20 protein-coding genes are annotated in these 21189 nt (G+C 45.7%); all 20 read right to left on the bottom strand.

Features of this window, described 5'->3' with window-relative positions; genetic code table 11:
* Position 1: 1 nt before the first annotated feature.
* On the bottom strand, positions 2–598 hold the full coding sequence (locus tag WR49_RS08080; protein WP_046223662.1) for a HupE/UreJ family protein: 597 nt from the start codon (positions 596–598) through the stop codon (positions 2–4).
* Positions 599–833: 235 nt separating this feature from the next.
* Positions 834–1286 (bottom strand): urease accessory protein UreE, encoded by a 453-nt coding sequence (ureE, locus tag WR49_RS08075; RefSeq protein WP_046223661.1) that lies wholly within the window; start codon positions 1284–1286, stop codon positions 834–836.
* Between the two features lie 77 nt (positions 1287–1363).
* Positions 1364–3067: an urease subunit alpha gene (ureC, locus tag WR49_RS08070; RefSeq protein WP_046223660.1), complete on the bottom strand. Its 1704-nt coding sequence runs from the start codon at positions 3065–3067 to the stop codon at positions 1364–1366.
* Between the two features lie 40 nt (positions 3068–3107).
* Positions 3108–3443 carry an urease subunit beta gene (locus WR49_RS08065; protein WP_046223659.1) on the bottom strand — a complete coding sequence of 112 codons (336 nt, stop codon included), beginning with the start codon at positions 3441–3443 and terminating at the stop codon, positions 3108–3110.
* Between the two features lie 11 nt (positions 3444–3454).
* Positions 3455–3757 (bottom strand): urease subunit gamma, encoded by a 303-nt coding sequence (ureA, locus tag WR49_RS08060; protein WP_004735119.1) that lies wholly within the window; start codon positions 3755–3757, stop codon positions 3455–3457.
* Positions 3758–3887: 130 nt separating this feature from the next.
* A complete protein-coding gene (locus tag WR49_RS08055; RefSeq protein ID WP_046223658.1) occupies positions 3888–4835 on the bottom strand; it encodes an urease accessory protein UreD in 948 nt (315 codons plus the stop codon).
* Positions 4832–5527 carry an urea ABC transporter ATP-binding subunit UrtE gene (gene urtE, locus WR49_RS08050; RefSeq protein ID WP_046223657.1) on the bottom strand — a complete coding sequence of 232 codons (696 nt, stop codon included), beginning with the start codon at positions 5525–5527 and terminating at the stop codon, positions 4832–4834. The genes WR49_RS08055 and urtE overlap by 4 nt, the downstream gene beginning before the upstream one ends.
* 1 nt (position 5528) lies before the next feature.
* Positions 5529–6371, bottom strand: a complete 843-nt coding sequence (urtD, locus tag WR49_RS08045; RefSeq protein ID WP_046223656.1) for an urea ABC transporter ATP-binding protein UrtD — start codon at positions 6369–6371, stop codon at positions 5529–5531.
* The gene (gene urtC / locus WR49_RS08040; RefSeq protein ID WP_046223655.1) at positions 6368–7540 is read right to left on the bottom strand and encodes an urea ABC transporter permease subunit UrtC; all 1173 of its coding nucleotides are present in this window, start codon (positions 7538–7540) and stop codon (positions 6368–6370) included. Before urtC ends, urtD begins: the two co-directional genes overlap by 4 nt.
* A gap of 10 nt (positions 7541–7550) precedes the next feature.
* On the bottom strand, positions 7551–9179 hold the full coding sequence (gene urtB / locus WR49_RS08035; RefSeq protein ID WP_046223654.1) for an urea ABC transporter permease subunit UrtB: 1629 nt from the start codon (positions 9177–9179) through the stop codon (positions 7551–7553).
* A gap of 160 nt (positions 9180–9339) precedes the next feature.
* Positions 9340–10626: an urea ABC transporter substrate-binding protein gene (urtA, locus tag WR49_RS08030; protein ID WP_017629853.1), complete on the bottom strand. Its 1287-nt coding sequence runs from the start codon at positions 10624–10626 to the stop codon at positions 9340–9342.
* A gap of 294 nt (positions 10627–10920) precedes the next feature.
* On the bottom strand, positions 10921–11148 hold the full coding sequence (locus tag WR49_RS08025; RefSeq protein ID WP_017056199.1) for a zinc ribbon domain-containing protein: 228 nt from the start codon (positions 11146–11148) through the stop codon (positions 10921–10923).
* A gap of 402 nt (positions 11149–11550) precedes the next feature.
* Complete coding sequence (locus tag WR49_RS08020) at positions 11551–12456, bottom strand: metal-dependent hydrolase (RefSeq protein ID WP_046223653.1); 906 nt, start codon at positions 12454–12456, stop codon at positions 11551–11553.
* A gap of 132 nt (positions 12457–12588) precedes the next feature.
* The gene (gene der / locus WR49_RS08015) at positions 12589–14070 is read right to left on the bottom strand and encodes a ribosome biogenesis GTPase Der (RefSeq protein WP_017056197.1); all 1482 of its coding nucleotides are present in this window, start codon (positions 14068–14070) and stop codon (positions 12589–12591) included.
* 158 nt (positions 14071–14228) lie between these two features.
* Positions 14229–15389, bottom strand: coding sequence for an outer membrane protein assembly factor BamB (gene bamB, locus WR49_RS08010; RefSeq protein WP_046223652.1), 1161 nt, complete (start codon positions 15387–15389; stop codon positions 14229–14231).
* Between the two features lie 10 nt (positions 15390–15399).
* Positions 15400–16014 (bottom strand): YfgM family protein, encoded by a 615-nt coding sequence (locus WR49_RS08005; RefSeq protein ID WP_046223651.1) that lies wholly within the window; start codon positions 16012–16014, stop codon positions 15400–15402.
* Positions 16015–16090: 76 nt separating this feature from the next.
* Positions 16091–17359: a histidine--tRNA ligase gene (hisS, locus tag WR49_RS08000; RefSeq protein WP_017056194.1), complete on the bottom strand. Its 1269-nt coding sequence runs from the start codon at positions 17357–17359 to the stop codon at positions 16091–16093.
* Between the two features lie 70 nt (positions 17360–17429).
* On the bottom strand, positions 17430–18551 hold the full coding sequence (gene ispG, locus WR49_RS07995) for a flavodoxin-dependent (E)-4-hydroxy-3-methylbut-2-enyl-diphosphate synthase (RefSeq protein WP_046223650.1): 1122 nt from the start codon (positions 18549–18551) through the stop codon (positions 17430–17432).
* A 7-nt stretch (positions 18552–18558) separates the two neighbouring features.
* Entirely contained in the window at positions 18559–19449 is an 891-nt protein-coding gene (locus WR49_RS07990; protein WP_046223649.1) for a RodZ domain-containing protein, read from the bottom strand.
* Between the two features lie 437 nt (positions 19450–19886).
* Positions 19887–21029, bottom strand: a complete 1143-nt coding sequence (locus WR49_RS07985; protein ID WP_017056191.1) for a bifunctional tRNA (adenosine(37)-C2)-methyltransferase TrmG/ribosomal RNA large subunit methyltransferase RlmN — start codon at positions 21027–21029, stop codon at positions 19887–19889.
* Positions 21030–21189 lie beyond the last annotated feature (160 nt).

Below are 21189 nucleotides of genomic sequence, written 5' to 3'. Positions count from 1 at the left end.
CTTACGCGCCTAACAGTAATAGTGCGCTTGCTGAAGCCACACCGACTGACAACCATTTAGAGTAAACCGCGCGGCCGACAAATGTACCGATAACCATCAGAGCCAAAGCTGTGATGCTCATACCGGTTGCAAACTGAGTTAGGTTGCTCGCAGCTTCAACGCCGTGTGCATAACCATGAAAAAACAACATCGCAATGGAAGCGACTAATACGCTGTTTACACGCTTGGTTGATGGTGAGAATACGTGCCATAGACATAGGCTGACGACGAATAGAGAAGCGATGATTGCTGGTTCAACAATCACAGAGAAACCTAAGGCTTGGCCTGCGATAAGCCCCACGACCAAAGACGCCAACCCGCCGCCAATCAGAGCGGCTTTTGTCTTGGTGGAAAATGAAAGTGCGCCAATTAACAAACCAAAAGCGATCAACATGATCAGGTGATCCATACCTGTCACTGGGTGAGTTAATCCAGACATAAATGAGTGAGACTCATGAACTGAGTGCGCTCCATGTCCTGGGTGAGCGAAAGCCAATGTTGATGTTGTTAGAGAAGCTAGTGTGAAAGTGCATAAGCCTGCAGCTGTTTTAAAATTCATCGCGAGTTCCTTGCTTTATACCAATCGTAGTAAATAATTGCTCACCCTAGCTTGCTAAAACGCTCGATAACTGCGTTATAATTTTTGATTGTAGAATAACTACTTATCGAAAAATTATGCCTTGTTCTCAAGCCTTTTTTCTGCGCTATTGTTGATCACTTACTTACTGTGATTGGTATTATTGTTATTAATATCGTGGTTGTATCTATAAATGGGTGAGTCTCAAATGACTCGATTAATGATGGTGATGATGTCCACCTGAGCGACCGCCATAAGCGCCACCTTCGGGTTCAAAAGGTTGTTTTTCGGTAGTCACTGTCGCGCCCAAACCTTCAACCATTTCATCCAAAACATGGTCGTGTTGATAACGCACCCAGCCCGCTTCCACTTGCAGCGGAACATGACGGTTGCCAAGGTGATACGCCACTCGCGTTAGCAAGTGTGGGTCTTCACAGTAAACGGTTGAAACGGTTTCCGGTGCCGCTTTCACTTCTACGACTAAACCACATTCACTTGAGAGTTGTTCGCCACCACGCAAGATATGACCTCGTGGTAGAAACAGGCCGGCATTGCGCCCGTCATCTAGCATCACCTTAAGGCGGCTTTTGATGCGGCTATCGATCGGCAGGCTCAAATAGCCGTCCGGTGCATTTTGTATTTGAGTATTCAGTTGAGTCAGTTCAATCATGCTTTTACCTCAATCTCCTTGTGAGATTTATAACGTTCAAAATAGGGTCACTAAAATAAGATTCTTTAGTCAAAGGCTTAGAATAGAAAGTACCGCTGAGCCATTGGCAGCTCTTCAGCAGGCTCACACGTCAGCAATTCACCATCGGCGCGCACTTGATACGTCTGAGAGTCGACCTCAATCTTCGGCATCCAATCATTGAGCTTCATGTCGGATTTGCTGATATTTCGGCAATTGCTGACAACACCAATCAAACTCTGCAAACCCAATTTCTTATCGATGTTCTGCGCTTTGGCTTCTTTAGAGACAAACAACATCGATATGTTCTGACACGCCTTGCCGTAGCTACCAAACATAGAGCGGTAGTGAACTGGCTGAGGGGTTGGGATTGAAGCGTTTGGGTCACCCATCGGCGCCATGGCGATCATGCCGCCTTTCAAAATTACGCTTGGTTTCACGCCAAAAAAGGCTGGCTTCCATAGAACTAGGTCAGCTAATTTCCCGGCTTCGATCGAACCGATTTCATGAGACATACCATGAGTGATCGCAGGGTTGATGGTGTACTTAGCGACATAACGTCTTAAACGGAAGTTATCGCTGTAGTCTGAATCTTCTTTTAGGCTGCCACGCTGCACTTTCATCTTGTGTGCGGTTTGCCAAGTACGTGTTACCACCTCGCCTACGCGCCCCATCGCTTGTGAATCAGAAGCGATCATTGAGAACGCGCCCAAATCATGAAGAATATCTTCAGCGGCAATAGTTTCACGGCGGATACGTGACTCGGCGAACGCGACATCTTCAGCAATTGACGGTGAAAGGTGATGACAGACCATCAACATATCTAAATGCTCATCGACCGTATTGACCGTATAAGGTCGCGTTGGGTTGGTTGAGGAAGGCAGAACGTTCGGCTCACCTGCGGCGCGAATAATATCGGGAGCATGACCACCACCGGCACCTTCGGTGTGATAAGTATGAATCACACGATCACCGATTGCGCCAAGTGTCGATTCAACAAAACCAGATTCGTTCAGAGTGTCGGTATGAATCGCGACTTGTACGTCCATCTCGTCAGCAACGCTCAAACAGGTATCGATTGAAGCGGGAGTGGTTCCCCAATCTTCGTGCAACTTCAAACCCACTGCGCCTGCCGCTACTTGTTCACGCAATGCTTCTGGCTGACTGGCATTGCCTTTGCCTAACAAGCCAAAGTTCATCGGGAATTGATCGAGTGACTCTAGCATGCGGTGCATGTTCCAAGGCCCCGGCGTACATGTGGTCGCGTTGGTGCCGGTGTTTGGCCCTGTGCCTCCGCCAATCATGGTTGTCACACCTGACGCCAATGCCTCTTCAATTTGTTGTGGGCAGATAAAGTGGATGTGTGAATCAATGCCACCAGCCGTCAAAATTGAACCTTCACCTGCTAAAATTTCCGTGCCCGGACCAATCACAATATCAACGCCTGGTTGAACATCTGGGTTGCCCGCTTTGCCCAATGCCTGAACTCGACCATCTTTGATGGCGACATCGGCTTTTACGATTCCCCAGTAGTCCAACACAATCGCGTTAGTGATCACCAAGTCAGGTGTTTCAGCACTTGGACGTTGGCTTTGCCCTTGTCCATCACGAATGACTTTACCGCCGCCGAACTTCACTTCGTCGCCGTATACCGTGTAATCCTTTTCAACTTCTAGCCATAAATCGGTGTCAGCAAGACGCACTCGGTCTCCGATTGTTGGCCCAAACATTTCGGCGTAAGCCTGTTTGGATATCTTCGCCATGTTCAATCCTTTGTTGTTTTTATTGTTTCCGTGAGAGCGCTTAGATCTTGCCCATCACCTTTCCTTGGAAGCCGTAAATTTCTAACTTACCAGCGTAACGTACTAACTCGACGCTGCGCGACTGACCCGGCTCAAAACGGGTGGCGGTGCCTGCAGGGATATTGAGTCGAAAGCCTTTAGTGGCTTCTCGGTCAAAGATCAGCGAAGGATTTGCTTCATAGAAGTGGTAATGAGAGCCAATTTGAACGGGACGATCGCCAATGTTTTGCACCTTAATGGACGTCGTGTCGCGGCCTTTATTGAGAGTGATGTCACCGGAAGCAGTTTCGACTTTTCCGGGAACGAATCCTGAGTATTGCTTTGTGGAACCAGCCATATTACTTCTCCCTACACGATAGGTTCATGAACGGTCACCAGCTTGGTGCCATCAGGAAAAGTGGCTTCGACTTGTACATCAGGGATCATGGAAGGGATCCCCTCCATAACGTCATCGACAGTAAGCAGTGTGCGTCCAAAATCCATCAACTCTGAAACGGTTTTACCCTCACGGGCACCTTCAAGAATGGCACTACTGATCAGTGCAATAGATTCTGGGTAGTTAAGTTTTAAGCCTTTTTGTTTGCGCTGCTGTGCCAGCATTCCTGCGCAGAAGATAAGTAGCTTATCTTTTTCTCTTGGTGTTAATTCCATTTAGCCGCCCGCTGTTAGTGTTGTTTCTTAGTGCTCAAAAACGCATGAGCAGTAAGTGGGATTCAAGCACAGCAAGCTTGAAAAATGTACCTAGAGCCGGAAGTCACCCTAGGTACAAAAGGGCTAATCGCTAAGTCGCCCAAATCCTTGGTAAGTCAGGAGCCGTACCACATAAATGAGAGCGAGTTGCTTGCCATATCTGACCAAAGGCCTGGAGGATGTCTTCACTCCAATTACCCAAGGCTCGCACCACAATCAATCCTTCTATCTGAGTCGCACCCAATATTAATGTGGGTTCACTCGACGTTTTTGATGTGACTGATTGCTGTGAAGCTTGCTGTGTAATAGATAAGAGCAAGCTCTGTACCAACTCTAAACCTTGCTTCTCATTTGAGGTGATATAAAAGGTTCCCATCATTGAATAATCAAGTAATCCCATATTTATCATTAACTTATCACCACCGTGAAAATTAAAACCTTCAGTAAGAAGCCTTTGATTATCAAGATGGATTTCCGTTTTCCCTACAAGATGACCACGCTCAAATCCCTCATTCTGTGCAGGTCGCCCAAAACAGTGCATCTCCCACCCCCAAAACTGTGCACCCTTTTCTAGGCGAATTTCAGTGTCTAGGCGAACGTGTGCATTAGGAAAAAAGATGTTCTCTTGCGGCATCCACTCTAAACGTGCGCCTTTCTTCACTCGAAGGGTTTGCTTCTGCTTGGCGTACTTGTTGTTAGAACGATAGAACTTGGTCGCACCGGGTGTGGTGATCAACGCATGAGCGCCGCTTTCGATGGTCGCTTCAATATTGAGAGTGTCACCACCTACTACTCCGCCGGGGGGATGAAGTAAGTAGGTGTGACACGTTTCCCCATCAGGATACAGGGGGCGTTGCACCGCAAGCGGACCAAACTGCTGACGATTCTTTAACACGGTTTTATCACCGCGGTCGACAAAGGTGAGGTTTAAACTCGCTTGCCAACCGTCTCGGATATCTTGCTTGATGGTCTCATTCAGAGACAACACTCCCGCTAAAGAAGTGTTTATTGCTTCACTCGAAGAATATAGAGAGCTCATACGGTTAGGTACTCCTTAATCAAAGACTCATTGAGCCCTTTCATTTCACCTTCTGCTACCTGACGACCGCGGTCTAGAATGCAAAATCGGTCACCGACCTTTCTCGCAAATGGCAGCTTCTGTTCAACAAGCAGAACCGTGAGTCCCATCTTCTCGTTGAGCATACGAATGATGTCACCAATCTCTTGCACAATATTAGGCTGAATACCTTCAGTCGGTTCATCCAAGATCAACAGTTTTGGATTAACCACCAGCGCACGCCCAATCGCCAGTTGCTGCTGCTGACCACCAGATAAGTCACCTCCGCGACGATGCAGCATCTCTTTTAATACTGGGAATATATCGAAGATGAACTCAGGGATCTTACGGTCGCCCTTTTCTCGAATCGGCAAGCCTACTTCTAGGTTTTCTTGAACCGTGAGCATCGGAAAGATCTGACGTCCTTGCGGCACATAACCGATACCTTGGCGAGCACGCTCTTCAGCATCGGTTTTAAGAAGCGACTCACCCGATAACGAAATGTCACCACTTTTGACTTTAACTAGCCCCATGATGCATTGCAGAAGAGTCGTTTTACCAACGCCATTGCGCCCCATTAACACCGTGCATTTACCTTCTGGGATTTGCATATCCAAGTCCCACAAAGTGTGGCTCTCACCGTAATATTGATTAACTGATTTAACCTCTAACATCCTATTCTCCGAGATAAACTTGTTTAACTTCAGGGTGAGCCTGCACTTGGTCCATGGTGCCTTCGGCCAACACGTGACCTTGATGAAGCACGGTGACATGGCTTGCGATAGAACGAACGAAATCCATATCGTGTTCAACCACGACCACCGAGTGTTTGCCTGCCAGTGAGTTAAGTAACTCCGATGTACGATCCATCTCTTGGTGAGTCATGCCCGCCACAGGTTCATCCACCAGTAACAGCTTGGGGTTTTGCATCAATAACATGCCGATCTCTAACCACTGCTTTTGCCCATGAGACAGGTTACCCGCCAAATTCGCCGCTTCGTCTTTTAGGTGAATCAGCTCAAGTACCGAGGTCAATTTGTCTTTCTGCTCGCCAGACATCACAGCTGTGAACGTCGCCCACACAGAACGATCACCTGCCATGGCTAATTCAAGGTTCTGCCACACGGTTAAACATTCAATCACAGTCGGTTTTTGGAATTTACGCCCGACGCCTGCATTGGCAATTTCGGCTTCATTCATCTTCAATAAGTTGATGTTCGAACCCAACCACACCTCGCCAGTGTCCGGCTTAGTTTTACCTGTGATGATGTCCATCATGGTGGTTTTACCTGCCCCATTAGGGCCGATGATGCAGCGCAGTTCGCCCTCTTTGATATAGAGGTTGAGGTCATTTATCGCTTGGAAACCATCGAAGCTTTTATTGACGCCTTCGACATACAACAGCACGTTATGACGAGTATCGATGGCAGGATGAACATCGGGTTTGAGGTAATCAAAGACTTCGTCTCGACGAGTGAACGCCTGAACGGATTCCTTTACGTTATTAAATGTGGTCATGCGATCACCTCCTTGGCCTTGTGCTGATCATCCTTACCTTGCTCCTCGCCTTTTGAGTTCGATGCCTTGCGTAGCTGTTGCCACTTTTCACTGACAAAGCCAATCACACCTTGTGGGAAGTACATGGTTGAAAGAACGAATAGTCCACCGAGAGCAAATAACCACACCTCTGGAAACTCAACCGTAAACCAGCTCTTCGCGTAGTTGATGATCAGCGCACCAACGATTGCACCAAACAGAGTGGCACGACCGCCTAAGGCAACCCAAACTACAATCTCAATCGAGTTAAGCGGTGCAAACTCTCCCGGGTTAATGATGCCAACTTGAGGCACATATAAAGCCCCAGCAATACCCGCGATAACCGCTGAAAGAACGAACACCCACAGCTTGATGCCATCGACGTCGTAGCCCATAAAGCGAGTGCGTGATTCCGTATCACGAATCGCTAATGCCACAAGGCCTAATCGACTGGTCACCACCATGCGACACGCAATATAGCTGAGGATTAGCGCAATACCTGTCGCGACAAACAGACCTATCTTGACCGCGTCACTCTGCAAGCTCAGGCCAATGATGTCTTTGAAATCCGTCAGCCCGTTATTGCCACCAAAGCCCATCTCGTTGCGGAAAAATGCCAGCATCAATGCGTAAGTTAATGCCTGAGTCATGATAGAAAGATACACCCCGGACACACGAGAGCGGAAAGCTAAATAACCGAACAAGTAAGCCAACGCGCCCGGCACTAACACCACCATCAAACAGGCGAACCAAAACTGATCAAAGCCCTGCCAAAACCACGGCAACGCCGACCAATCAAGGAACACCATGAAATCTGGTAAGACTGGATCACCATAAACCCCACGGTCACCAATCTGGCGCATCAAGTACATGCCCATCGCATAACCACCAAGCGCAAAGAAAGCACCGTGGCCGAGGCTCAATATTCCGAGATAGCCCCACACAAGATCGAGCGCCAACGCCAACATTGCGTAGCTCAGGTATTTACCCATTAGTGAGATAGTGAAAGTCTCGACATGGAGCGGGTGCCCACTTGGTAACATGGTGTTAGCCAGTGGGATAAGAATGACGGCCGCAAGAATGGCGAGGATGGTCAGTTGGCCACCTTTGTCACCTCGCATTGCCGAAAGTACAAATGATTTTGACTGCATGATGTTGTCCTTAACCTTCAGCCGCACGACCACGTTGCGGGAACAGTCCGCGTGGGCGTTTTTGAATAAATAGAATGATGAAAACCAGTACCAGAATCTTAGCGAGAACCGCACCAGCCCATGGTTCTAAAATCTTATTGAACAGACCAAGGCTTAAACCTGCGACTAGCGTGCCCCATAGGTTGCCAACACCGCCGAATACCACCACCATGAATGAGTCGATGATGTAAGCCTGTCCCATATTAGGGCCAACGTTGGTCAGTTGAGAAAGTGCCACGCCTGCGACACCCGCCACACCAGAACCTAACCCGAAGGTCATCGCATCAACTCGCTCAGAACGAATACCCATCGCACGCGCCATGCCACGGTTTTGAGAAACCGCACGAACCTGTAAGCCTAGTGGTGTCTTTTTCAGAACCATTAATAAGCCCATAAACACCAAACCACAGAACAAGATGATATAAAGTCGGTTGTAGGTCAGAGATAACATTGGGTTTAATTGAAGTGCGCCAGACATCCATTCAGGCGTGCTCACTGAGCGGTTCAAAGGAGAGAAAATAGAACGAACAGCTTGCTGCAAGATCAAGCTAATACCAAAGGTGGCGAGTAAGGTTTCCAATGGGCGACCATAAAGATGACGAATCACACTTCGCTCAATCGCAATGCCCACTAATCCGGATACAATGAATGCCGCTGGAATGGAAAGTATCAGTGCTAGGCCAACATGATTCGGCATCAACAACTGCAATACATAGGTGGTATAAGCGCCAATCATGATCAGCTCGCCATGAGCCATGTTGATAACGCCCATCACACCAAAGGTAATCGCTAAGCCAATGCCCGCCAGCACCAATACCGAACCTAAGCTCAAGCCGAAGAATACCGTTTCCACACCCGAATAGAGTGATTGGCTTTGTTGATAATCGTCCATCGCACGCTCTGCCGCTGCCAAGACTTTTGGATCTTGTTCGCTGTTGAGCAGTTGATTCAAGGTTTTGAGTACCACCGAATGTTTGAAGTCACCGATTCGCTCAATCGACGTGACTCGGTCTTCAATGGTTACGCTTTGATCAAGGGCGGTATAAATAGCCAATGAGAGATCCATCAGCTCTGCCACTTTGCTATCTGATTCGTTGGTTCTGAGTTCAGCGATGCGTTCGATGATATCAGCGTCTTTGGTACCTAACAGATCCAGAACCGCTTTATAGCGCACATCAGGATTACTGCTGTTCAGTCCAATCGAGGCGATTTCCCCGCGCAAGATCCCGCGAAGTTTGTTATTCACGCGAACCTTTTTAAACTGTCTCGCATTCTCGATATTCAGCGTTGAATCATCCCATACAGACAGAGCTGACGTCGCTGTTTTGATACTTTGAATGAGGTAGAGCTGTTTGTACTGCTCGCTCTGTTTCTCATTAAAGTAGTAAAGATCTCCGTTTAACCAGCCATCCAAAATAGGTTTCGACATGTCTCCCGTCTGTGCCTCAATCACCCAATCGATAGCCAATTCTTTATCCGATGTTTTCTTACCAACTAGCGCCTTGGTAAAGCTAGCTTCATCCGTTATTCCAGCAAAAGCCAACTGAGCACTGACTGCCATGAGCAACAGCGCTTTAAATACGTTTAATACGTTTTTCATCCCTGCTTCCTTAACCAACCAAGTTAGATATTGTTATTTTTACTTGGAGGATGTGTGGATAGTGGTTGTTACCTGAAACGATGAGCCTTCCGTTCGCTTCGCCCGTTAAACAGACGCGTTCTTCCCAAACCGGAAGGCTCAATATTCCTGAATTGACGATCTAGTTACCGCCAGAACACTTCTTGGTTTCGACGTTAAACGCACCACATGAGAATGGCTTCGACCAGCTAGAGAACAGTTTTGCCGATTCAGGTAAGTAACTCGACCAAGCATCACCCGCCACTAGTCCAGTGGTTTCCCAAACGATATCGAATTGACCATCGTCTTGGATTTCACCGATCAGGACTGGTTTAGTAATGTGGTGGTTTGGCAGCATGGTAGAGTAGCCGCCAGAAAGGTTAGGTACAGACACGCCAATCAAGGCATCTTGCACAGATTCAGGATCGGTTGTGCCCGCATTAGTGACCGCTTGAGCCCACATATTGAAGCCAACATAGTGCGCTTCCATTGGGTCATTGGTGACACGCTTTTCACTCTTGATGAACGACTGCCACGTTTCAACGAACTCTTCATTGGCTTCGGTATCAACACTCATGAAGTAGTTCCATGCCGCTAGGTGACCTACCAGTGGTTCAGTGTCCATACCTGACAGTTCTTCTTCACCGACAGAGAATGCAATAACTGGGATGTCTTCAGATGAAATGCCTTGAGCGCCTAACTCTTTATAGAAAGGAACGTTCGCATCGCCGTTGACAGTAGAAACCACTGCGGTTTTCTTACCGGCTTCGCCGAACTTTTTGATATCTGAAACAATAGATTGCCAATCAGAATGACCAAACGGTGTGTAGTTGATCATGATGTCTTCTTCGGCGACACCTTTATCTTTTAGGTAGGCCTCTAAGATCTTATTGGTGGTACGTGGATAAACGTAATCGGTACCTGCAAGTACCCAACGTTCAACTTCAAGCTCTTCCATCAAGTAATCCACTGCTGGGATCGCTTGTTGGTTTGGCGCGGCACCGGTGTAGAAAACGTTTTTAGAAGACTCTTCACCTTCATACTGTACTGGGTAGAAAAGGATGCTGTTGAGTTCTTCAAAGACAGGCAACATCGATTTACGTGATACCGATGTCCAACCACCGAACACCACATCCACTTTCTCTTTTTCGATAAGCTCACGCGCTTTCTCAGCAAATAGCGGCCAGTTTGACGCAGGGTCAACCACGACAGGTTCTAGCTTCTTACCAAGCAAACCGCCCTTTTTGTTCTGCTCTTCGATGAGCATTAGCACGGTATCTTTTAGCGTTGTCTCACTGATCGCCATGGTGCCAGAGAGTGAGTGTAGAACACCGACCTTGATGGTCTCGTCAGCCGCAAGTACTGATGCAGAAGAAAATGAAAGTGTTGTACACAGTGCAGCTAGCGATAAATTGAACACCTTGTTCATGATTGTTACTCCATAATTGTATTTTTGTTATCCAATTACAGAGTTACAAAAAGAGTGCCAAACTTAAAATTTGGTCAATAAATTTATAACTTATTGTATTAATAGAATTTAAAAACAAATCACACCAATAATGTGCATAGTAATTATGTAACTATGTTTCATGCTGGTGCAGTGACGGTGGGAATGAACCAAGATGACACATTCCTGTTCTTCAGATACAAAAAAGACCCAACACTTTAGTATTGAGTCTCTGGTATAACATTACCGATAGTCGTTCAAACCATGAATTTAAGGCTATTCCGCTGGTTGAAATTCGAATTTTACTCTCGACTTTGATTTCAACTCGTTGCAATCACCGTTGCAAAAATAGCTCGCCGCGCCACAGGCTTGAAGCTTCTCAAGTTGGCTGCTGCACTCAGGGCAAAACCCAACTTTAGTAAAGTGAGCCTGACAACTTTCACAGTGATACTTGCCATCCCAAGCGAGCTCAGATTGGCATTTAGGGCAGATATTTTCACTCATTAGCACTTCCTAATTTACTACTATTTTTATAATCTACTACTGATGAAGCTTATGTAGCTTTCGAAACAAACTCTTTAATTCTCGATAGGCTTCTAAGACAGATTGTTGCGTCATTCGTCAGTGCTTTCAATTATATATTTTGGCGCAGATAGTTCTTGTGCAAGATCGTATTAGTTGCTATTGGCAGACTAAATGAGTACGACAGAAAACCGAAGATCATAGGTTGATCTTTTGCTTTATCTGTTTTGATCAGCGATCTACCCTAAAAAGAATATTTATATCACCACACACCGAAAGCATAAGTTACATGTGCTGCATTTCAATTTTAAATAGTCATTTATATTGAAGGTGACATTTAAAAATAAATAAAACAGCATAAGTGATTTCGATCTGTAATCTGAATCATCGAATTACATGCGTCAGCATTTCAATGTGCTGGTCATCTAACTGGGTTAACTTAACGGACAATGCCTTAAGCTCTGACGTATTCTCAATGTGAGTGCCACCACACGGTATAGACACTAAAGTATCAGCATCCAACTGCCACTCCCAGTAACGAGAGTCTGTTAATGCCTCGCCTTCCAGTCTCATTGCTACTGGCGTCGGCTCTGCAAGCCAGCCAGAAATCATCTGATTGATATCAGTTTCAATGCCATCAAGGTTTGCTAGCAGGTCTGCAACGTTCAAGCCCCGTTTCTTCAGAGTTTTACCCAAGCGATACTTGTCGGTACACAACTCTTGAGTCACAAAGCTCGTCATTTGAGCGTAACTATTAAAGTCATAGCTGCCGAGCGGATCTTTTCTGTCGGCATCTTTGCGCCAGTAACTCTCTGCTAATACTTTATTCAGCGCTAAGGAAGCAATGTGACCTGCGCTGTGACCTCGGCTAAGGCTGGATTGGTACTCTTTATCAACCGACAACACGATTTCGTCGTGAATATTAATCATAGAAGCTGATGCCGATAACTGATGGACAACAACAAATACCCAGCCTTCAGCATCACGCTTAACAGGAATATCTGCTGCGATACAAAGTTTTCCAGTAGATTGTTCTATTGCTCCCACAAGGCAATCTTCAACTGGATATTGCACGTCATCATCAACAGTGACAAAGCCTTGGTCTGCCGGGTGATCGGGCCAAATATGACTCACTGGGTGGAAAGGTGTTACGTCGGTGATCAGGTAAGTTTTGCTGTCGTCACTTTCAACGTGCAGCGCCTTTGCGTTGAGCTGCCAAATCTGATGGCAAAATTGAGTGATGGTTGGTGTGATTACTTCAGCTTGTGTGATCAAATCGCTAGTTGTCATATCGTTCTTCTTCTGGAATCTAATCTGGTTCGTTAATCCATAGCGATACAGAGGAACTAATTATGGATTAACGTAAATTTTGCTTAAAAAAATACCCGAGACAGGCTCGGGTATCAAATTTATTAGAAAGAGCTACTTACGACCTTTCATCATGCTCATCATACGCTTACGTTTACGTTCTTGAGAGACTGTTAGCTTGTTTGTCTTAGCCTCAAATGGGTTCTCGCTGTTCTGGAATTGAATGCGAATTGGTGTACCCATAATCTCTAGTGAACGACGGTAGTAGTTCATCAAGAATCGCTTGTATGAATCTGGCAAGTTACGTACTTGGTTACCGTGGATAACGATAATCGGTGGGTTATAGCCACCAGCGTGCGCGTATTTCAGTTTCACGCGACGGCCACGAACCATCGGCGGTTGGTGATCATCAGTCGCCATTTTCATGATACGAGTTAGAACAGAAGTACCAACACGAGTCGTCGCTGACTTGTAAGCCTCTTGAACAGACTCAAACAAGTGACCAACTCCTGTACCGTGAAGTGCAGAAATAAAGTGAATACGTGCGAAATCGACGAAACCTAAACGACGGTCTAGCTCTTTCTTAACGCGATCTTTAACGTCGCTATCTAGGCCATCCCATTTGTTTACTGCAATCACGATTGAACGACCCGCGTTCAATGCAAAGCCTAACAAGCTTAGATCTTGATCCGAGATATTTTCACGGGCATCAATAAGCAGCAATACAACGTTAGCATCTTCAATCGCTTTCAATGTTTTTACTACAGAGAACTTTTCTACGGTTTCATTGATGTTTTTACGACGACGAACACCCGCAGTATCAATTAGAACGTATTCACGCTCATCACGCTGCATTGGAATATAAATAGAATCGCGAGTTGTACCTGGCATATCATAAACAACTACGCGCTCTTCACCAAGAATACGGTTGGTGAGTGTTGATTTACCTACGTTAGGACGACCAATGATCGCTAACTTAATTGGTTGATCTTGAAGGCGCTGGAACTCTTCTTCAGCCTCTTCTTCAGTGAAATCAACTTGCTCTTCTTCTTCGTCTTCAAACTCTGTTAAATCGCTTACTTCACCATTCTCAGCTTTTAGCGCTTCTGCGAATGGGTTAAGAGCAAGGTCAATCAGCGCTGTTACACCACGACCGTGCGCTGCCGCGATTTGGTACATGTCTTCTACGCCTAGTTGCCAAAAGTCAGCACTTGCAGCATCAGGGTCGATACCATCCACCTTGTTTACTACTAGCATTGAAGGCTTTTCTAGCTGACGAAGGTGCTTAGCAATTGCCACATCTGAAGGTGTTAGGCCCGCACGGCCATCTACCATAAATAGGACAACATCAGCCTCGTCAATCGCCGCTAGCGACTGTTCAGCCATTTTAGTTTCAACACCATCTTCAGTACCGTCGATACCACCAGTGTCGATAACAATAAACTCATGCTCACTAAAATGAGCATGGCCATATTTACGGTCACGCGTTAAGCCAGGAAAATCCGCAACCAATGCATCACGAGTTCGAGTCAATCGGTTAAATAACGTAGATTTACCTACGTTCGGACGCCCTACTAGAGCAACAACAGGTACCATAACAACCTCTACAATTTCTTCTCTAAATGTAGTTATAGGTAAACTCTTGTTCGCAAGTTTAAACTCTTACCTATAACCACATGGTTTATTAATTTATAACAACAAAACGGCTCCTAGCTGTTACCAACCAGGAGCCGATTGTGAATTATATCACGCTTTTATTTGCTAATCGTTAGTTTCTTTACATCGCCATTGCGAGTCGTCACTAAGTAGCCTTCAGGCATTTCAATTGGTGCAACCGCAAAGCCGCTATCATCGACTAGCTGTTGAGCAACAAATTCACCAGATGAACGATCCAACCAGTGCAGGTAACCTTCCGTATCACCGACAACTACATAACCGTTAATAATAGCAGGAGCCGTTAGTAGACGGTTTTCTAACAATGGAGTGCTCCAAAGTTCAGTACCACTACGAGCATCAACCGCAACCACATGATCTTTGTCTGTAACCACAAACAAACGACTGCCATCACTCGCTAAGTCTATCGCTGACGAGTAGTTACGTTTCCAAACGGGCTTGCCAGAGCGGAGATCGATAGCGATTAGCTGACCATTGATACCCACTGTATACAGGGTGCCTCCAAGAACAACCGGAGATGCATCAACATCTACTAAACGATCGATTTCGGTTGCACCTTTTGGCGTGCCGACTGGCTGTTGCCAAATAAGCTGACCACGGTCCACGATAGCAGCTGCTAGACGACCATTTGCGGTGCCCCAGAATACACCACCAGAAACCGCTACTGGTGTGCTATCACCACGTAGTGTTAGGCTTGGTACTTCAGTGCTGATGGCCCACTTTTGATCACCCTTGTCTTGATCTAACGCGATCAACATGCCCCGACTGGTATGCACAATAACCATGTTGTTTTCAGTCACAGGTGATGCAAGCACCTCACCATTCACTGACACACGCCATAGCTCTTCACCGGTCGATTCGTCTAACGCGATCACTTCGCCATTTTCAGAACCTAAGAACACTTTGCCGTAAGCTGCTGTTAGGCCACCAGATAAGCGTGCGATCACTTCTTTTTCAAGATCATTTTCCCACAACTTTTCCCCCGTTTCGGGGGCTAGCGCTTTGACAATACCGTCACGGCTCGCGACAAACACTTTGTCGTAAGCAAGCTCTGGCGTCAATTTGGAAAAGTAGTGACCAACACCATCACCAACCGACGTAGACCACTCCTGTTTGGGAGTGAACTCGCTATTTACTGTTGGTACTGGCGCCATAATTACGGTGTCTTCTTCACCCGCACAGCCAGCTAATAGGCCAAGAGCAATCGCATACAACGCCGCTTTTGGAAACATCTTCTTCATTCAAAGCGCCTTATTTAGCTAGGTCGTCAAGTTTGATTTGAAGCGTTTGGCTCGCATCAACAGCTTGCTGTGCTTCTGTATAAGCACTATATGCTGCGTCAGTGTCGCCTTTACGAAGTGAGATATCACCACGCAGTTCCGCAACACGGCCTTTCCAAGATTCGTCTGTCATTGCAGCAAGCTCAGTCAGTGCTGCGTCAAATTCACCTTGCTCAGCTTTAATGCGTGCAATACGGTAAGTAAGCAGAGGTTCAAGTGCCGCATCCTTCGTTGCCGATTTTGCCCACTCAAGCTGTTCAAGCGCACCTGAAAGCTCACCTGCTTGTACTTGTGCTTTTGCAAGTTGCATTGCAGCAAGTACTGAGTACTCAGCGTCTTTGTTTGCGTCGATGAAAGCTTGAATATCAGATTGAGCCGCAACGCCTTTAGCATCAAGCGCTGAAATTACAGAAGTGTAGCTTTCCGAAGCAGCTTCACGCGCTTCGACGACTGAATCTTGGTAATAGCGCCAACCAAATAGACCACCTAAACCAATAACTGCACCAAAGATTACGGCCTTACCGTTCTCTTTCCACCAATCTTTAATGGCTTCAACTTGTTGCTCTTCGCTATCGTAAAGTTCCACTTCCTGTCCTCTTTAATTCTTTAAACGCCAGCATAGTGCTGACGTTAGTATTCATTATGAGCGTTTGCTCAATGGTTTAGATTAGCGCAGCCACTTTCTCTGCAACTTCCGTTTGAGACACGGTTTCTTGCACGCCGCCAACCAAATCTTTTAGCACGACAGTATTGTCAGCAACTTCGTTCTCACCAAGCACGAGTGCCACAACAGCACCTACTTTGTCAGCACGCTTGAATTGCTTCTTGAAGTTACCGCCACCGAAATGGTTCATCACGCGTACACCTTCTAGGTTGTCGCGTAATTGATTCGCTAACTGCATGCCCGCGATCATTGTACCTTCACCAGCAGCAACCATGTATACGTCAACGCTACGGCGAACTTCTGTTAGTTCTAGCGTTTCCATCATCAGAACCAAACGCTCTAGACCCATTGCAAAACCAACCGCATTAGTTGCTTTGCCGCCTAGTTGCTCAACAAGACCATCGTAGCGACCACCACCACATACAGTACCTTGTGCACCAAGGCTGTCGGTGATCCACTCAAATACGGTACGGTTGTAGTAATCTAAACCACGTACTAGACGCTCATTAACTTGGTATTCGATACCAACAGCGTCAAGAAGTTCACACAAACCAGCAAAATGTTGCTTCGATTCTTCACCTAGATATTCAGATAGTCGAGGTGCGTCACCTAAGATAGCTTGAACATCAGGGTTCTTAGTATCTAGTACACGTAGAGGGTTAGTATGCATACGACGTTTGCAGTCTTCGTCAAGCACATCAATATGTTGCTCAAGGAAAGCCACTAACGCAGTGCGGTAGCTTACGCGATCTTCTTGAGAACCGATTGAGTTCAGCTCTAGGCGAACGTGCTTATCGATGCCTAGCTCACGCCATAGACGTGCTGTCATCATGATAAGTTCTGCGTCAACGTCTGGACCGTCTAGGCCAAACACTTCAACACCACATTGGTGGAATTGACGGTAACGACCTTTTTGAGGACGCTCGTGACGGAACATAGGGCCCATGTACCATAGGCGCTGTTCATCACGGTTGATAAGGCTATTTTGAATACATGAACGTACACAACCTGCTGTGCCTTCTGGACGCAGCGTTAGGCTATCGCCATTGCGGTCGTCAAAGGTGTACATCTCTTTAGAAACAACGTCTGTCTCTTCACCAACTGCACGGCTAAATAGGTTTGTTTCTTCAACGATAGGCATACGTACTTCGTTGTAACCGTATGCGCTCACCACGTTTTTAACTGCGCTTTCTACTTTTTGCCACAGTGGTGATTGAGTTGGAAGGCAGTCGTTCATGCCTCGAATTGCTTGAATATTTTTAGCCACAGTATTTATTCCGTAATTTCTCACGACCAGATGTTAGTGCGAATAGACAATCACACCTCATCGTGTTGTATTAATCTTCTAAATTTTCTACATCAATGCGATTTGCTTTATCAAGCACCGATGCTTTTGCTCGGATCTTCGCTTCAAGCTTGTCGACAAGGTCATCGTTGTCAAAACGCTCTTTCTGACGCTTACCGTCTTCATAGAAGGCACTCTTACGTGCACTACCCGCTAGACCTAAATGAGACACTTCGGCTTCACCTGGGCCGTTAACCACACAACCGATGATTGATACATCCATTGGGGTAATAACGTCTTCTAAGCGCTCTTCAAGAGCGTTAACGGTGTTAATAACATCGAACTCTTGGCGAGAACAACTCGGGCACGCAATAAAGTTGATGCCACGCGAACGAATGCGCAAAGATTTAAGAATATCAAAGCCGACTTTTATCTCTTCAACAGGATCCGCCGCGAGTGAGATACGCAGCGTATCGCCGATACCTTCAGACAATAACATACCTAAACCGACGGCTGATTTCACAGAACCAGCACGAGCACCGCCCGCTTCGGTAATACCAAGATGAAGTGGTTGGTCAATCTGTTTGGCAAGCAAGCGATAAGAACCGACGGCTAAGAATACATCCGAGGCCTTAACGCTGACTTTAAACTGATCAAAGTTCAGACGGTCTAGGATATCTACATGACGCATCGCGGATTCAACAAGCGCTTCTGCTGTAGGCTCTGTGTATTTCTCTTGGATCTCTTTTTCAAGAGAGCCGCCGTTAACACCAATACGAATCGGAATATTCATATCGCGAGCGCAATCCACAACAGAGCGGATACGGCTTTCGTTACCGATATTACCGGGGTTGATACGCAGACAATCTACGCCATATTCTGCCACTTTAAGGGCAATACGATAATCAAAATGGATATCAGCAACCAAAGGAATAGAAACTTGCTGCTTAATTAGCTTAAACGCTTCAGCGGCATCCATAGTTGGTACAGATACGCGAACGATATCAGCGCCAACTTTTTCCAAAGCTCGAATTTGAGCCACGGTCGCGGCTACATCAGTTGTTCTTGTGTTGGTCATGGATTGCACAGCAATTGGCGCACCATCACCGATCGGCACATCACCCACATAAATACGGGTTGATTTGCGACGAATAATAGGAGATTCGTGTTGCATATTAACTCTAAGGTAAGGTTATTCTAGCTACTTTGCCTGAAGTATACCCAGAAAGGTCGACAGGTTCACTTGCAAATGTCATCGATACGCCCTCAGGTGCACCTAGAATCACTTTGTATGGCGCCGTTCCTGAAAGATTGAGTGTCTGACCTGCTTTTTTGATACCGGTAGACAAAGTCTTGCCTGCCGCATCTTTTACTTGAATCCAACAATCAGCAGAAAATTGCATAACGAGCTGATTAGCTACAGATTCGGGAGTTACAGCTTCTGGTTCAGCAACAACAGAGTCAACCTCTGCAGCTGCTTGGGTTTCTTCAACTTGCGTGACTGTATCTGAAGATTCAGCAGCACTAACCACGGTAAGAACATCAACACTTTCGATAACGGCTAATGAATCTAACTCAGGAGTAAGCGGCTCTTCAACCACCAGCTCTTCTGGGCTCTCAGCATTGACCAGAGATTGAGATAAAGTGTCTTGTTGTTGATTCTGCCACCACCACAATGAAGAGATACCAGCAATAACAGCGAAGATACTCCAAGTCAGCAACATAATGCGACTGTTGTGCTTCTCGGTTTTTGTTTTACGAGAAAAGCTCAACATTTCTTGTTCTTGATGTTGAGCATCACCTGCATGGTGAAGTGCGCTCAGTACAACTTTTTCATCAAGGTTGACGTATTTCGCGTATGAGCGAATGTAACCACGCATGAAAGTCGCCACTTGATCTGACTCAAATTGGTTTTCTTCGATTTGTTGTATCAAAGTAACGCGAAGCTTTAAGCGATCAGAGATCTGTTTTTGTGTAAGACCAAGAGACTCGCGTTTATTTTTGAGAAGCGTCCCCGCCTCCAAAGCTGGAGCAACGGTTTCTTGTGTTTTTGTATCGTGTTCTGTGTTCATAAAAAGTGAACTTCTAAAGATTATCGCAGGTTGATGAGAGCATTTTTATTATCGTTTAAGCTCAATCTAGCAACCCACTTTATGTGAAATTTGTCTTGTTACCTAAATCATCAACCCTTAAAGACGAACATCACTCATAATATTATGAATGATCCTCTCAGGAAGCTAGTTTATCAAGTAGCCAACCTAAATAGACATATTGATGATTAGTAACAAGCGAGCACTTAAATTAATTTAAGGTTATTTAATCATAAGCTAATGCCATTGCAAGGCAAAAACACTTTAAACAAAATTTACCGTCAGCTCATGCTTTTGTCCAAAATTTGACGAAAAGTGTAAGAAAGTACAGAGAAGAAGCTCAAAATGACAAAACCTCTCCCCCTGAAAAGCAACAAGCCAGAAGTAATGCTTCTGGCTTGTTTAAGTTCAACTATCTTTTATACCGCTTTTACTTCAATCACACCACCTGCAATCAAGTTCGCTTCTGATGCGGCTTTGATCATTTTAGTGCGCTTGGTTCTATCAATCACATCACCCACTAACTGCCCACATGCGGCATCAATGTCATCACCACGAGTTTTACGAACGGTTACGGTATAATTGTATTCCATTAATGTTTTTTGGAAGCGATCAATACGAGAGTTGCTTGGCTTCTTATAAGGCGATCCCGGGTAAGGGTTAAATGGAATTAAATTAACCTTACACGGCGTGTCTTTCATTAACTCTGCAAGCTCACGAGCATGGTCCATATCATCATTCACATGATCCAATAAAACGTACTCAACCGTTACTTTACCGCGGTTAGCATTTGAAGAAGCAATGTAACGACGAACAGACGCTAGGAAATCTTGAATATCCCAACGATCATTAATCGGCATGATCTGGCTACGTAGTGCATCGTTTGGCGCGTGTAGAGAGATAGCCAACGCAACATCAATGTTATCTGTCATTTGGTCAAGGCCAGAAACAACACCAGAAGTTGATACGGTTACACGACGCTTAGACAGTGCGAAACCTAGATCATCAAGCATGATTTCTAATGACGGCATTAGGTTCTTCATGTTTAGCAGTGGCTCACCCATCCCCATCATTACGACGTTAGTAATTGGGCGACGGCCAGTTTCTTTCTCGAGGCCTATTTCACGAGATGCACGCCAGATTTGGCCAACGATCTCTGAAACTTTTAAGTTACGGTTAAAGCCTTGTTGAGCAGTAGAACAGAATTTACATTCAAGCGCACAACCAACTTGAGACGATACACATAACGTCGCACGGTCACCATCTGGGATGTATACGGTTTCAACATCTTGATCGCCAACGCTCATTGCCCATTTAATTGTGCCGTCTGAAGAGTGTTGAGCTTCTGAAACAACTGGTGCAACAATCTCACAACGACGCTCAAGTTTTTCACGTAACTTTTTGTTGATGTTGTTCATTTTTTCGAAGTCATCAACACCGAAATGATAAATCCACTTCATCACCTGCTCTGCTCGAAACGCTTTCTCATTCAGTTCTTCTGCGAAAAATTGACGAAGACCTTTACGATCAAAATCGAGTAGATTGACTTTAGCTGTGGTCATGATGCCTCTCAATGACGGAACAATAATTAAGGGCGCGAATTGTACAGGCTTTACGCAACTTCAACAAGCATTGTAAAACCCTGTGTTTATTAAGACATTCAAACTTAAGCGATTAAAACTTGAACAATTTAATTTATTGGCCTGAGATTACCCAATTTAA

Source organism: Vibrio sp. ECSMB14106 (genome assembly GCF_000972265.1).
Lineage (GTDB): Bacteria > Pseudomonadota > Gammaproteobacteria > Enterobacterales > Vibrionaceae > Vibrio > Vibrio kanaloae.
The sequence above is the reverse complement of the archived record's forward strand: the minus strand, read 5'-3'. Positions and strand labels throughout refer to the sequence as shown.